16 protein-coding genes are annotated in these 12,836 nt (G+C 30.3%); 7 read left to right on the top strand and 9 right to left on the bottom strand.

Annotated elements, in window-relative coordinates; genetic code table 11:
• The first annotated feature begins 21 nt into the window (after positions 1-21).
• Positions 22-1,002 (top strand): aldo/keto reductase, encoded by a 981-nt coding sequence (locus JHL18_RS16405; protein WP_200271154.1) that lies wholly within the window; start codon positions 22-24, stop codon positions 1,000-1,002.
• Positions 1,003-1,147: 145 nt separating this feature from the next.
• Here the strand turns inward: JHL18_RS16405 and JHL18_RS16400 are convergent, their stop codons facing one another.
• The 5 genes from JHL18_RS16400 to JHL18_RS16380 all read right to left on the bottom strand — a co-directional run bounded on the left by JHL18_RS16400 (position 1,148) and on the right by JHL18_RS16380 (position 5,145).
• Complete coding sequence (locus JHL18_RS16400; protein WP_200271152.1) at positions 1,148-1,366, bottom strand: DUF2922 domain-containing protein; 219 nt, start codon at positions 1,364-1,366, stop codon at positions 1,148-1,150.
• A gap of 130 nt (positions 1,367-1,496) precedes the next feature.
• On the bottom strand, positions 1,497-1,721 hold the full coding sequence (locus JHL18_RS16395; RefSeq protein WP_200271150.1) for a DUF1659 domain-containing protein: 225 nt from the start codon (positions 1,719-1,721) through the stop codon (positions 1,497-1,499).
• A 469-nt stretch (positions 1,722-2,190) separates the two neighbouring features.
• Positions 2,191-3,912 (bottom strand): M56 family metallopeptidase, encoded by a 1,722-nt coding sequence (locus JHL18_RS16390; RefSeq protein WP_200271148.1) that lies wholly within the window; start codon positions 3,910-3,912, stop codon positions 2,191-2,193.
• Between the two features lie 5 nt (positions 3,913-3,917).
• The gene (locus tag JHL18_RS16385; RefSeq protein WP_200271146.1) at positions 3,918-4,301 is read right to left on the bottom strand and encodes a BlaI/MecI/CopY family transcriptional regulator; all 384 of its coding nucleotides are present in this window, start codon (positions 4,299-4,301) and stop codon (positions 3,918-3,920) included.
• 253 nt (positions 4,302-4,554) lie between these two features.
• Positions 4,555-5,145, bottom strand: coding sequence for a DUF3267 domain-containing protein (locus tag JHL18_RS16380; protein WP_200271144.1), 591 nt, complete (start codon positions 5,143-5,145; stop codon positions 4,555-4,557).
• Between the two features lie 254 nt (positions 5,146-5,399).
• On the opposite strand from JHL18_RS16380, the gene JHL18_RS16375 reads away from it, so the two are divergent.
• Positions 5,400-6,059: an LbetaH domain-containing protein gene (locus JHL18_RS16375; RefSeq protein ID WP_200271142.1), complete on the top strand. Its 660-nt coding sequence runs from the start codon at positions 5,400-5,402 to the stop codon at positions 6,057-6,059.
• A 351-nt stretch (positions 6,060-6,410) separates the two neighbouring features.
• A complete protein-coding gene (locus JHL18_RS16370) occupies positions 6,411-6,653 on the top strand; it encodes a DUF4351 domain-containing protein (RefSeq protein ID WP_200271139.1) in 243 nt (80 codons plus the stop codon).
• 179 nt (positions 6,654-6,832) lie between these two features.
• On the opposite strand, the gene JHL18_RS16365 is transcribed toward JHL18_RS16370, so the two are convergent.
• On the bottom strand, positions 6,833-7,645 hold the full coding sequence (locus JHL18_RS16365) for a Cof-type HAD-IIB family hydrolase (RefSeq protein ID WP_200271137.1): 813 nt from the start codon (positions 7,643-7,645) through the stop codon (positions 6,833-6,835).
• Positions 7,646-7,932: 287 nt separating this feature from the next.
• The gene (locus tag JHL18_RS16360; protein ID WP_200271135.1) at positions 7,933-8,823 is read right to left on the bottom strand and encodes an AraC family transcriptional regulator; all 891 of its coding nucleotides are present in this window, start codon (positions 8,821-8,823) and stop codon (positions 7,933-7,935) included.
• A gap of 184 nt (positions 8,824-9,007) precedes the next feature.
• Between JHL18_RS16360 and JHL18_RS16355 the strand changes: the two genes are divergently transcribed.
• The 3 genes from JHL18_RS16355 to JHL18_RS16345 all read left to right on the top strand — a co-directional run bounded on the left by JHL18_RS16355 (position 9,008) and on the right by JHL18_RS16345 (position 11,113).
• On the top strand, positions 9,008-9,583 hold the full coding sequence (locus JHL18_RS16355; RefSeq protein ID WP_200271133.1) for a GNAT family N-acetyltransferase: 576 nt from the start codon (positions 9,008-9,010) through the stop codon (positions 9,581-9,583).
• Between the two features lie 18 nt (positions 9,584-9,601).
• A complete protein-coding gene (locus tag JHL18_RS16350) occupies positions 9,602-10,387 on the top strand; it encodes a histidinol-phosphatase HisJ family protein (RefSeq protein WP_200271131.1) in 786 nt (261 codons plus the stop codon).
• A gap of 111 nt (positions 10,388-10,498) precedes the next feature.
• Positions 10,499-11,113: a sugar O-acetyltransferase gene (locus JHL18_RS16345; RefSeq protein WP_200271128.1), complete on the top strand. Its 615-nt coding sequence runs from the start codon at positions 10,499-10,501 to the stop codon at positions 11,111-11,113.
• 52 nt (positions 11,114-11,165) lie between these two features.
• On the opposite strand, the gene JHL18_RS16340 is transcribed toward JHL18_RS16345, so the two are convergent.
• A complete protein-coding gene (locus JHL18_RS16340) occupies positions 11,166-11,354 on the bottom strand; it encodes a YvrJ family protein (RefSeq protein ID WP_200271126.1) in 189 nt (62 codons plus the stop codon).
• 54 nt (positions 11,355-11,408) lie between these two features.
• Positions 11,409-11,855 (bottom strand): hypothetical protein, encoded by a 447-nt coding sequence (locus JHL18_RS16335; RefSeq protein WP_200271124.1) that lies wholly within the window; start codon positions 11,853-11,855, stop codon positions 11,409-11,411.
• A 738-nt stretch (positions 11,856-12,593) separates the two neighbouring features.
• On the opposite strand from JHL18_RS16335, the gene JHL18_RS25725 reads away from it, so the two are divergent.
• The coding region (locus tag JHL18_RS25725; RefSeq protein WP_420839230.1) for an IS1/IS1595 family N-terminal zinc-binding domain-containing protein at positions 12,594-12,836 on the top strand (243 nt) is incomplete at its 3' end.

The raw sequence follows: 12,836 nt of genomic DNA, 5'->3' as shown, positions 1-12,836 counted from the left end.
TTAGAAAGAGGGAATAGGAATATGGAATACGTTAAACTTGGAAATACTGGTATGGATGTGTCAAAGTTATGTCTTGGATGTATGAGCTTTGGAGATACGGAAAAATGGATTCATAAATGGGTACTTGATGAGGATAATAGTCGTCCTATCATTAAGAAAGCTCTTGATCTAGGCATAAACTTTTTTGATACTGCTAATGTGTACTCAATCGGAATAAGTGAAGAGATTGTTGGTAAAGCTCTAAAGGATTTTGCAAACAGAGATGAAGTAGTTATTGCCACAAAGGTACATGGAAAGATGCACGAAGGACCAAATGGCAGTGGACTTTCCAGAAAAGCAATAATGAGTGAAATTGATAATAGCCTTAGACGTCTAGGTACAGATTATGTAGACCTATACATTATCCACCGCTGGGACTATAATACTCCTATTGAAGAGACCATGGAAGCCTTACATGACGTTGTAAAATCAGGTAAAGCAAGGTATATAGGGGCTTCAGCTATGTATGCCTGGCAGTTCCAAAAAGCGCTTCATGTAGCTGAGAAAAATGGATGGACTCGCTTTGTATCTATGCAAAATCACTATAATCTTATATACAGAGAAGAGGAAAGGGAGATGTTGCCTCTTTGCAAGGAAGAAAAAATCGGTGTTACTCCATACAGTCCCATGGCATCAGGAAGACTTATACGTGACTGGTCAGAAACTACTAAGCGTTTAGAAACAGATAAAGTTGCAAGGTCAAAATATGATTCCACTGCAAGTGCAGATAAATTAGTAGTAGATAGGGTTGCAGAGATTGCAGAGAAACGAGGCATTCTTCGTATACATGTGGCTCTTGCTTGGCTACTGCACAAATCCCCTGTAACAGCTCCTATTATAGGTGCTACAAAAATATCCCAACTTGAAGATGCCGTTGGTGCAATTTCAGTTAAGCTTACACCAGAAGAAATTGCTTATTTAGAAGAACCGTATGTACCTCATGTGATAGTTGGACATAATTAACTCTATAAATTCTACGTTCAAGGTAATTTGAATGTTGGAAATGATAAATAGAGGCAATGTATTTAGAAGTATCTACTATGAAACAAAAACAGCTTGGACAAAAAGCGTTCAAGCTGTTTTTGCATAAATTAAAGATTTAGGAAAACTACTTTATATCAAACTTAGTAGTTTTTCTTTCAGTGATTTGAGCTCCGTACTTAGCTGCTATGGAACCACCTTTACTTAAGAATATATCTTTAGCAACGATAGTGTCCATAAGAGCTGAGATCTCTGCCTGAGATAAATCAGGTTTTACATCGGATACACTGACAGAAACCTTGTCACCAGTAGTATTAACAAAAGTCATAGATAATGTATAATCCATATTATAATCCTCCTTATTTAATATTTTGGTTTTAGTTAAGAGGTCATTAAAGAGTTTTTAAGATAAAAAGTTAAGTTTTCACCGTCAAAAACTTGTTATATAGGTTATTTTAGACCTCTGTTACTTCATATTAGGCATTAGCCAATTTTGAAGTTTCGTTTAAGAAAGTATCTCTAGAGCCAATACTTAGAACTCCTTTTATTGCCTCTGCTACAGCATAGACATTTTCTGGAGCTGCATTTGTGTTAACACCAGAGAAGTTTTTCTTCTTATAGACCTTAGCACCTTGCTTGTCGGTACCATTTTCAACTTCTATATAAAAAGAAGTTGTTTCTAAAACTTTGTTTACTGCCATTTTGTTTTCCTCCTTTATCTGTTCTCATAAGGTATATATGCTTTAATCAGAAGGAAAACAGTTTTTTAAAAATATTTTTATAAAAAATTATCCTATGTTCTAATATAGTCTTAAAATATAGGATAAAAAAATATAGGTGGGATTGTCCACCTATAAAACTCACTATAAGAATATTGTTCATATTAAATTTTAGCTAAATCTTTAGAGGAATTGTAATTTGTAGTCTTTATACTATCCTTATTAATAATTCAATATCACAAACCATCACTTTATATAAAAGATTCTGAATGATACCATATTGGTATAATATTCTTCATATCATCAAACCAATGTAGAATTTTCTTATTTAAATTTATAATAGAATGTAATCTCTCTGGAGCCATACAATAGAAGTTATTGCGCTTATGGTGAGATAGAAATCCATATTAATATGTTTATATCCAAATATATCAGAGCAAGATCATTAGGTTTATGAATCCTCTTGAATATCCTTTAATGCAGAAACAAGTGCATTTACACAAGCTTCAATATCGCTGTCACTGGACATATTATTTCCAATCTCAATGAGCACAGAATTGTTAGATAAATCTTGGTTAAAATAGGATGGTTGATTGTTATAAATTGACATTGATGATTTAACTTCTCTTGAATTTTTAATGTTTTTAAATAGACAGTCAACAAATTTTTTGTTTGCTTCATAATGTGGGTTGCTTTTAGCAAGTGTAAATACTATTTCTTTTGTATCAGCTTTGGTGTTATCTGTTATGTCCCGATGTATATCCAATAGAATAGTATTTGAATATTCTTTTACAGTTTTAGTTATTACATTGCGTGTAGTCTGATATGATTTCTCATATTCTGTAGGAGCCGTGCACTGGATGACACTACTCTTTAAACCCTTTTTAATGAGTTTATCATTGATTAAAGCACTTACATCAGTTACCTTTATACCAGAGGGGTACTCTTCAGCAGGGTGACTATTGTAGATTACTATTTCAGATGAAAATTGTACTATAGGCTTTGTGTTATCACTTGATAAATCTTTTGTAATAGTTGGTGCTATTTCATTTGAGTTATTATTAATTGTACTTTTAGAACTGGCTACTTGCAATTTATCTTTATCCAAGTTTACTTTTGAGGTGTTTATTGCAATTCCTAAAACACCTATTATAAAGATAGCGACAGTTCCTAATAATATATCTTTAATATTTATCTTCTTATACTTTGAAATCATAATAATCCTCCTTTTAAGTTCAGAACTATTCATAACCATTGAAGTAGTGCCAATAAGCCTATTGGTGTCCCCACCTAACTCTAATACTCTTATTATTGTATTTCCATATTGTATGTTTTCGCCTTCGTCTAAGTAAGAAATTACTTTACCATCACAAGAAAATTCACAGTCTTGTCTCATTTTATGAAAGCCATAAAGCAAGATTGGATTAAACCAGTAAATTATAGACAATAAGGTTATAACCCAATTTATAAGTATGTCTTTGTTTTTTAAATGGGTTAATTCGTGCATTATAATGTGCTTAAATTCTTCATCACAAATACTTACTGCTACATTAACTGGAATTAGTATCTTTGGTTTGATGAACCCATATAAAGAAGGGCTACTTATCTTTTGAGAATATGATAGTTCTATCTCAGTTCTTATATTCATATTTTTCATACAATTATATAGGATCTCTTTATGTGTACTATTTACATTTTTTATAGAAGTTCTGACGATTTTTCTAAGTTTTTTATGTCCTATAACTAATATCACTGCTAATAATACAATTCCAAACATCCATATAACACAGAACACTTTTTCAGTATGAAATTTATCTTTTAAAGGTATGTTCATAGTGTTGCTAACTATACTTTTATTTGAAGGTTCAAAAGCACTTATTGATACTGAACCTTCTAAGTCTGTATTTTCAAGTTGTTTTGAAAAGTTAATTGGTGTTTTTTCATTTGTGGGACTCTGTATATAAAAATTTTCATATATATTAGGGATATTTAAAGGAGTTTGTGGTCCAAAAGGAATTATTAATTTGATGAGCAAGATAAGCCATATATAGTAGTTAAAGGTAGAGTTTAATTTGTTTCTAAATATCTTTTTAATAATTAATATCATTAATACAATAAAGCTACCGATTAAAGAGGAAAGTACAGTCATCTCAAAAATATTTAAAAGGTCCATACGCATTAACCTTTCTTTTCACTTGATTGGTTTAGTATGTTTTTTAATTCCTCTATATCCGTTTCAGATATCTCTTTTGATTCAACGAAGTTTAAGAGCATAGATTTAATAGAACCATTGAATACCTTATTGATAAAAGATTGGCTTTCTGATTTTATACATTCATCTTCTGATATCAAAGCAAAATATAAATATTCGCTACCTAATTTATTAAAACCAATTGCATTTTTATTTAATAATCTACTTATTAGACTTTTAACAGTAGATGGTTTCCAATCAGTTTTATTCTTTAGTTCCTCTATAATATTAGTTGATGTAATTTGAGGCTGGTTCCATATTATTTTCATAACTTCCCATTCAGCATTTGATATTTTAGGAATTTCAGGCATCATCATTTCTCCTTTATTTCGATTACAATTGTAATTTCTAATTTCAGTTTACACTTGTAATCAGGAAAGTTCAATATAAATTTGTAAATTTTTTACAAGAAATTTTTCAATACAGGATTTTTGCTATCCTGATTAAATTTGATGTTTTTAAATATAGTGTTTATTTTTAGATATAAAAAAGGCGAATAAAAAAAACAACAGTCATTGCTGAGTTTTTTATTCGCCTTAAAAGAAAAATGCCAATGAGATTTATCTATTCGTGTCTGTAGTATCCTCTATAAAACAATGTATTGTTAGGTTTCATTAATATTAAAATAGAATTAATTATATCAGCAGAAGCTATTACTAAATTAACCCAACAAATATATAGCAATAAAGACTTTAAGTATCCATTCATAAATGCAGAAATAATAGATGGTGCTATAGATAATCCGATAATGGGTAAGGTCATATATAACCAGAATTGTCTTTTAGGCATTATAGCGTTAGGCGTAATCCAAAGAAATACCCCACCATTATATGTAATACTAAGATCGCATTTTTTATATATGACAACAATATGAAGAAATTCATGTAGAAAATATATTGTTAATATGATTAATATATTACAGAGTGCCGAGGCAATATAAGCTAAATTTGAATTGTTTATGAAAGTAAAGATTGTATTACTAATCTGATTTTTGAAGTTATTATATTTTAAAAAGTCTGGTGATATAAATAGTATACCCATCAATAAATATACAAATTTCATAAAGTTCCTTCTTATCCAAGTACTTTTTATAAATGGTGACCATTCTGAATAATCAATATCTTTTTCTGGCAGACTTTTAAACCAACTTATCATGATTGTTCCCCCTAAAATCCAATTTATAATTCACACTTTCTCACTATTGTTCATTAAATTATAAATGGCGATAACACTTATTATAGCATAATTTACAAAATATTACACATACTGTACATATATTGGTTCTCTATATTTTAGTACTGGTTCAAATGGATTGAGTTGTTTAATATTTTCCATTATTTGTGTATAATCAAATAAGATATTAATGAGTACTTGTAGCATATGACGAAATAAATTAGAGGAGGATTACTGTGAAGATTTCTGTAAACGATCTATTAAACATTGAAGAATTAGATGCAAAAGCCATATTTGAAGGGGTTAAGTACCCTTGGGAAGCTCTTACAAAAATTAAGACTTTCATTTTTGAATACGCAAAAAATCTGCCTAGCGATTTTGAAAGAATAGAGGAATTTGTATGGGTTGGCAAAGGCACTACTATCGAAAAAAGTGTGCTTATAAAAGGTCCAGCGATTATCGGGTATAATTGCGAAATCAGGCATTCCGCTTATATTAGAGAAAATGTTATTATTGGTAATAATGTTGTAGTTGGAAACTCAACTGAAATTAAAAACTCAATCCTCTTTAATAAAGCGCAGGTTCCACATTACAATTATATTGGTGATTCAATATTAGGGTATAAATCCCATTTGGGGGCAGGGGCAATAACCTCCAATTTAAAGTCCGATGGAACATTAGTAAAAGTTAAATATGGTTCAGATATTATAGAAACTGGTTTAAGAAAATTTGGTGCAATTGTAGGCGATTTATCGGAAGTAGGATGTAATTCGGTTTTAAACCCAGGGACAGTAATAGGAAAAGATAGTATTGTTTATCCATTAAGTTCTGTAAGAGGTTATATTCCAGGAAAGAGTATTCTGAAAAATAATGGTGATATTGTAGAGCGAAGATAAAGTCAAAAAACCACAATATAGAATTATTTCAGAAGGAATTTTACTGTATCTTAATCCGGATTTTTTATAAATAAAGAACTAAAAGGAAGATATTAAAAGATTTTTATATTATGATGCTTCTTTGTTTTATAAGGATAAGCGTAAAATAAGGACTGTAGTTATTTATTCGGCGGATATAGATGATGCTGAGGTACATATTAATGCAGGAAGCTAAAGTATGACATTGAAGCTTTTTATATGAGGAATATAGATGGTGATGAAAAGCTTCAAATATTGAGAAGCAAAATTAGTAATAAAGAAAAGCTCACAAGTGAAGATATCCTGACCATGTTTTGATCGGAGGTTTTTAGTATGACTGAAATAGGAAAAATGATTAGGGAAGATGGTCTAAAAGAAGGCATAGAGGTAGGAATAAGAGAAGGTAAGGAAGTAGAAAAAACTGAAATCCTTATAAAGCTATTAGTAAAGAAGTTTAAAAAGATTCCAACTGGATATGAAGAAAAGATAAAAAAACTTCCTATGGCAACTTTAGATATTATTGTTACTGAAATATTTGATTTGGAATCCTTAGAGGATTTGAAGAAATATCTATAGGACGCTGCTTTTTAAAGTTAAAGTAGCAAATATGGAAAAACAGCTTGGATAGATAGTCAAGCTGTTTTAAAAGTTAATAGAAGTATCTCTTAGTTTTATTACATAAAATTTGATTATCTATATAACTGATCCATGGTACATAATTAGTGTTCATACTATAAGCCTTAGATGAAAAATATTTATATAAAGTTCTTTTCTTCTAAAAATACAGCTATACCATCATTATCATTATCAGCTGTTACAAAATCAGCAACGGATTTAGATCTTTCGCTTCCATTTGCCATAACTACGCCAATTCTAGCATTTTCGATCATGTCAGCGTCGTTATCTGCATCACCGAAAACAAGCAAATTGTCTAGGGTTAAGCCATGCATAGTCATTACTTTCTTAAGACCATTTGTCTTTGAAACTCTTGGATCCATATATTCATATAGAATACTTGCTGTTTTTAAACTTGAGCTTTTATAGTTAGGACTACTAAAGGTCTTACTGCGTTCTATAACCTTGTCCATATAGTCTGGATTACAGATAATCATAACTTTTCCCTGTGGGGTTTTTAATAATTCATTAAAATCTACAATCTCATAAGGAAGTTTGTCTAATTTAGAAAGTAGTTTTATGTATTCATCATCCTTGTATCCTATCAAAATTCCATCCTTAGGGATACAAAAATTTAAGTCCATATCTTCATAATGTCTAATAATCTCCCAGATTAATTCTCCATCAAGTGGATAGCTAGACTTTTGAACGCCAAGGGAAATATCATCAATTTCACTTCCACCCATTCCTACAATGCAATCTACTAAACCTTCAATGTTCCATTCCTTTAATAGATTCTGGCAAGACACAGCATCTCTACCAGTTGAAAGTCCAAAAAGAATTCCTTTTTCCTTGATTTTTTTAATTGCATTTACTGTTCTTTCAGTGACATATCCTTCATTGCATAAAAGAGTTCCATCTACATCAGCCATTATTGCTTTTATTTCTTTCATATAGTTACCCTCCATGTTGATTTATTGATTTACTTATTTATTTTTTAATTCATGTGATTTTATATAAAGATGAACTACTTCAATCCGAAATCTATTTTCAAAACTCCTTTGGGTTCTGAGAGGAGAATTTGAAAATATAAATTCTAATATGAAGTAGGTTATCTATAATATCCTATAAAACCGAAAAAGATATAAGAGCACGAGAAGTTTTTATATTAACATAATTATATTCCATAAGGGCTAGGTGTTATATCACATTATTCTATAAAATTATAAGAATAGTTTGTTTATATCATAAGCTTCCTTTTCCTATACTGAACTGGAGTGTATCCAATCTTCTTGTGAAAGATCTCTGTAAAGTAGCTAGAACCATTAAAACCGCATTGAAGAGCTATTTCTGTAATTGAAAGGGAAGGATCTTTCAAAAGTTCAATGCTTTTTTCAAGTCTATATTCAGTCAAGTAGGAGATTGGAGTCTTTTGTAAAATAAGCTGAAAAATATCACAGCAGCTGCTACGACATACATTTCCGGCTGTAGCAATCTGATTTAAGGTTATCTTTTTATGATAATTTTTCTGTATATAGCCTATCATGCTATGCATAGCTTCTAATTTTTTATTCTCAATACTTTCGTAGGTGGAAATGTTATTTTTCATATTATGATGAAGACTATAACACAAAGAGTAGAACAAACTCATGAGCTGCAATTCAAAGCCATATTGCTCCTCGTTACACAAATCGTAGATGTTCTTTAACAGTTCAATTATTTTATTTTGCCAAGGTATTTCTTTTGCCAAAATAATAAAGGGATGGGAAGCATCCTTGCATATTGGGAGGATATAATTGTCTTTGATCCTTTCAATAGTTGAGAGTAGGTGCGGATGAAGTAGGATATATATAAAGCTACAATCAGAGCCGTCAGAGGAAAATCCATAATGCATATTTTCCGAGTTCACGAAGATAGCCTGACCTTCTTGTAACTCATAGGTTTTACCATTTACTGAATAACACATCTTGCCTTCTAAAACTAAAGTAAACTCCCAGTCTTCATGCCAATGGTTTGCTGCAGCCATAGAAGGATAATCAGACAGTAGGGCATGCTTTGCACGAACAGGGAAATCTGAAAAATTATATGAAACAACCTCAGAGTTATCACTTAACAAATTCATTTCTATCATTGTCTAACCTCCAAAAGTTATATGTTTATCTATAATATACGATTGTTATATAAATATCGTCTATTTTTATATTATTATAAGATATAATGGAATATTATTATATTATGGACAACACAAAAAGGCAAATATAAAATAAGTTTCAATATTTGAGCTCTTTATAACTCTCGCTAGGAGGTATGATATAATGGAAAATAATATTATAAATATAAGAAAATATAGGGAGTCTGATAAACCTTATCTAAGGCATATTTGCAAGGAAACTGCCTGGGAGAATTATAAGCAGGATGAAAATAAGCTTGAGGGTGTATGCGTCATGTTCAACGATTATTTTACAGAACAGGAGCCAGAGCATATTTGGGTTGCAGTGGACAAAGAGGATAAACCCTTTGGATATGTGATTTGCAATACAGATTATGTTAGTTATAAACAGGCGATGCGGGATGTATATTACCCAAGATTAAGAGAGTTATCACCAGAGGATATCAAGTTTTTTGATGAATTTTTATTGGATTTAGATAAGGTAGCAGATTATCACCCAGCACATTTTCATATTGATATATTGCCTGAGTATCAGAGACTAGGGTGTGGACATAAGTTGTTGGATGCACTAGCAAGGCAGCTTATAAGTGAAGGTTTTGAAACAATGATGCTTTACGCATATTCAAGGAATTCTATTGGATATAGCTTTTATATAAAATATGGCTTCAAAGAGATTTATGAATACGATAACAATGCAGTAGCTTTAGCATATTACTTATAGATGAAGGAGGAACAATGAATGTTAGCTGATTATCATATGCACACTAGTTTCAGTGATGATTCTGATTATGAAATGGAGGAGGCTGTAAAGAAAGCCATAGCTATAGGACTTAATGAAATATGTTTTACGGAGCATGTGGATCATGGTGTGAAGACTGATTTAAATTGTGACTATGAAAAATATGTAGAGGAACTAAAAAGATGCCAGGAAAAATACAAGGATCAGATAGCTATAAAGCTTGGAATTGAATTTGGTATGCAGCTTCATACTATTGATATTTTTCAAAAGGATTTCGAAAAATATGACTTTGATTTTGTAATACTTTCTTGTCATCAGATAGATGATCAAGAGTTTTGGACATATGACTTTCAAAAAGGAAAAACTCAGCAGGAGTATAACAAAAAGTATTATGAAGAGATATTAAAGATGATGAAGAATTACGACAACTATAGTATTTTAGGTCATTTAGATATGATAAAAAGATATGATAAGGAAGGAGAGTATCCTTTTGAAAAGGTAGAGGATATTATTACTGAAATTCTTAAGCTTGCTATTGAAAAAGGTAAGGGAATAGAAGTAAACACCTCAAGTTTTAGATATGGACTAAAGGATTTAACTCCTTCACGAGATATTTTGAGTTTATATAAAGAGTTAGGTGGAAATATTATTACCATAGGTTCAGATACTCATGAAGAAAATCATGTAGGTCATAAAATTGACTACATAAAGGATGAATTGAAGAACATTGGATTTACTAAGTTCTGTACCTTTGAAAAGATGAAACCGATTTTTCATGAATTATAAGATATAAGAAAATTTAAATGAAAATGAACTATCTGTATACCAATAGTTTATATGTAGTAGGATAAAATAAGTATATTTTTAGATTAACATAGATGAGAGGCAGGGATAAACATGAATCAAAAAGAAAGAATGCTGGCAGGTCTTCCATATAAGGCGTGGCTAGATGAATTACCAGAAGAGAGAATGGAAAATAAAAAAAAGGTATATGAATTTAATCATTGCAGGCCAGAAGAAAAACAAAAAAGTGATGAATTAATAAGAGCTATCTTAGGTAAAACCGGTAAAAATATAAACGTAGAAGCACCATTTCAATGTGATTATGGTAAAAACATAGAGGTAGGAGAAAACTTCTTCGCAAACTATAATTGCACTATTTTAGATGTGGGAAAAGTAATCATAGGCGATAACGTACAATTTGCCCCAAACGTAGCTATATATACCGCAGGTCATCCTATACATCCTGAATCACGAAACACAGGATATGAATACGGCATTAGTATAACCATCGGCAACAATGTTTGGCTTGGAGGAAATGTTGTTGTAAATCCAGGGGTACATATTGGGGATAATGTTGTTATAGGTGCTGGAAGCGTTGTAACTAAAGACATTCCGGACAACGTAATAGCGGTGGGAAATCCATGCAGGGTTATTCGTGAAATTACTGAAGAAGATCGTAAGTATTATTACAAAAATCATGAATTTGATGTTGAGGATTATAAAGGATAATGTTTTGTTTATAAGAAAACAGCTTGGACAAATGTTCAAGCTGTTTTTCAAATTATGCAACCTTATTATCATCGCTGGTATCTATAACAACGCCTAGCTTAGTAGAAATTATGATATTAAGTTTGTTTATTGATGTTGTAAGTCCAATAATCTGTTTTTCTAGTCTTATGAGTAAATAAGCACTAGTTGCTACAGGAAATCCTACATTCGCTATAAGGTTCACTAAATCATTTATTTCCATTGGTATCACCTCCTACATAACATATATGCTTTCGAAAGGTAAAATCCATTGAGGCTAATTATTTTTATTAAAAACATAATCATAGTAATGCCTTAGGGCAGTGTCTACTATTGTATTCATATATACATTTACATCTGGATGAGCTGCTTTTATCTCATTAAGCATTCTGGCAGTTGATTCTCTTAGCTTATAAGATCTATTAATATCAAAACCTTCTCCATCTATTGAAGGTGTCCTACCATTTACTTCTTTTTTCAATCTTCTGTTGTCTAAAATTTCAGTTGAAGCGCTTATATTTTTCTTTTCAGATAACTTTGACATTGTTTGCTTAATGATAATTTCCTCATCCTTTGGACAATTTGTTGTATCCGATGATACAAAGCTAAAAGCTTTTACTACATTGCCGCCACTTGGTTCTCCATCAACCAATCCATTCTCCTCCATATAGTCGTCAATGCAAAATTCTTGTATATCATTTGTCTTTCTATTTTTTCTAGCCATTTTTAAACTCCTCTAAAAATAAATTTATATCTAATTATTAGTTGTGAATTACCATGATAATCTTTTTTAAATTAAAGCTTTGGGAAATCCTCGAAATTTAAAAATATTCATCTAAAATATATGACTTAAAGCTAAAAAATACATTGAAACCCTGATTTTATGAATAAATTTTTTAATAGCTATAAATTTTCATATTTAAAAAGCTATATTTTTTTATTTTTAAAAAACTTAAATTTTAATATTAAAAAATCGATTCTATTTAAAAAGTTATGATTTTTTCATCATAAGATTTTAAATAGGTTTAATTATAAAAAGTTAAAAATTTATTGGATTAATGCGGGCTTAGGTAATATTAGTACAGTGTAATATCAATAAAATTATTCAATTTAAGTTCTATTAAATGTATTTCATCAATTAAGCATCTAAAGTCTCGTTACTTTAATATTTTTATTAACAAGACTATTCTGAAACAAGAATTTCTTAACTTATGTTCAGAAAAAGATGATGCGCAAAAAAAACTCAATTAAGAAGAGATGGATATATTCCATCTTTATATTAGCATTTTTATTATATTAACTGACTACTATAAAAGGAATCATATCAGAATGGTACTTCAGTGAATTTTTATAGTATGGAGTTATTTGTTAAATAAATGTTGGTAATGATTAAAAAAATGAACATGTGGCAAGCATTAAGAGGATAGAGTAATTATTAAATTTTCTTAGTGAGGTGTTCTTTTTGCTACAGCATGATGTTAAACTTAAAAAATTTGATCTGCATACTAATGATGTTCTAAAAAGAGATTTTTATAAAAATAGAGTTGTAGAGACTTGTCCAATTTGTGAGTCAAATTGGTATATTAAATATGGCTTTTATAATGGAATTCAAAGATACAAATGTAAAGTATGTGAAAAAACTTTTTCGCGTACAACTAATTCATTGTGGAGTTATTCAAAAAAGAACACTAGAACCTGGATGGAA

Origin of the sequence: Clostridium yunnanense (genome assembly GCF_016595795.1) — a bacterium.
GTDB classification, from domain to species: domain Bacteria; phylum Bacillota; class Clostridia; order Clostridiales; family Clostridiaceae; genus Clostridium_AR; species Clostridium_AR yunnanense.
This window is presented reverse-complemented; position numbering and strand designations above follow the sequence as displayed.

Excerpts from the sequence above, each read along its gene's own strand:
- JHL18_RS16355 (WP_200271133.1), top strand. The coding sequence starts at position 9,008 with ATGGAAAATAATATTATAAATATAAGAAAATATAGGGAGTCTGATAAA.
- JHL18_RS16345 (WP_200271128.1), top strand. The coding sequence starts at position 10,499 with ATGAATCAAAAAGAAAGAATGCTGGCAGGTCTTCCATATAAGGCGTGG.
- JHL18_RS16365 (WP_200271137.1), bottom strand. The coding sequence starts at position 7,645 with ATGAAAGAAATAAAAGCAATAATGGCTGATGTAGATGGAACTCTTTTA.
- JHL18_RS16360 (WP_200271135.1), bottom strand. The coding sequence starts at position 8,823 with ATGATAGAAATGAATTTGTTAAGTGATAACTCTGAGGTTGTTTCATAT.
- JHL18_RS16350 (WP_200271131.1), top strand. The coding sequence starts at position 9,602 with ATGTTAGCTGATTATCATATGCACACTAGTTTCAGTGATGATTCTGAT.
- JHL18_RS16340 (WP_200271126.1), bottom strand. The coding sequence starts at position 11,354 with ATGGAAATAAATGATTTAGTGAACCTTATAGCGAATGTAGGATTTCCT.
- JHL18_RS16335 (WP_200271124.1), bottom strand. The coding sequence starts at position 11,855 with ATGGCTAGAAAAAATAGAAAGACAAATGATATACAAGAATTTTGCATT.
- JHL18_RS16390 (WP_200271148.1), bottom strand. The coding sequence starts at position 3,912 with ATGGACCTTTTAAATATTTTTGAGATGACTGTACTTTCCTCTTTAATC.
- JHL18_RS16405 (WP_200271154.1), top strand. The coding sequence starts at position 22 with ATGGAATACGTTAAACTTGGAAATACTGGTATGGATGTGTCAAAGTTA.
- JHL18_RS16380 (WP_200271144.1), bottom strand. The coding sequence starts at position 5,145 with ATGATAAGTTGGTTTAAAAGTCTGCCAGAAAAAGATATTGATTATTCA.
- JHL18_RS16400 (WP_200271152.1), bottom strand. The coding sequence starts at position 1,366 with ATGGATTATACATTATCTATGACTTTTGTTAATACTACTGGTGACAAG.
- JHL18_RS16385 (WP_200271146.1), bottom strand. The coding sequence starts at position 4,301 with ATGCCTGAAATTCCTAAAATATCAAATGCTGAATGGGAAGTTATGAAA.
- JHL18_RS16395 (WP_200271150.1), bottom strand. The coding sequence starts at position 1,721 with ATGGCAGTAAACAAAGTTTTAGAAACAACTTCTTTTTATATAGAAGTT.
- JHL18_RS16370 (WP_200271139.1), top strand. The coding sequence starts at position 6,411 with ATGACTGAAATAGGAAAAATGATTAGGGAAGATGGTCTAAAAGAAGGC.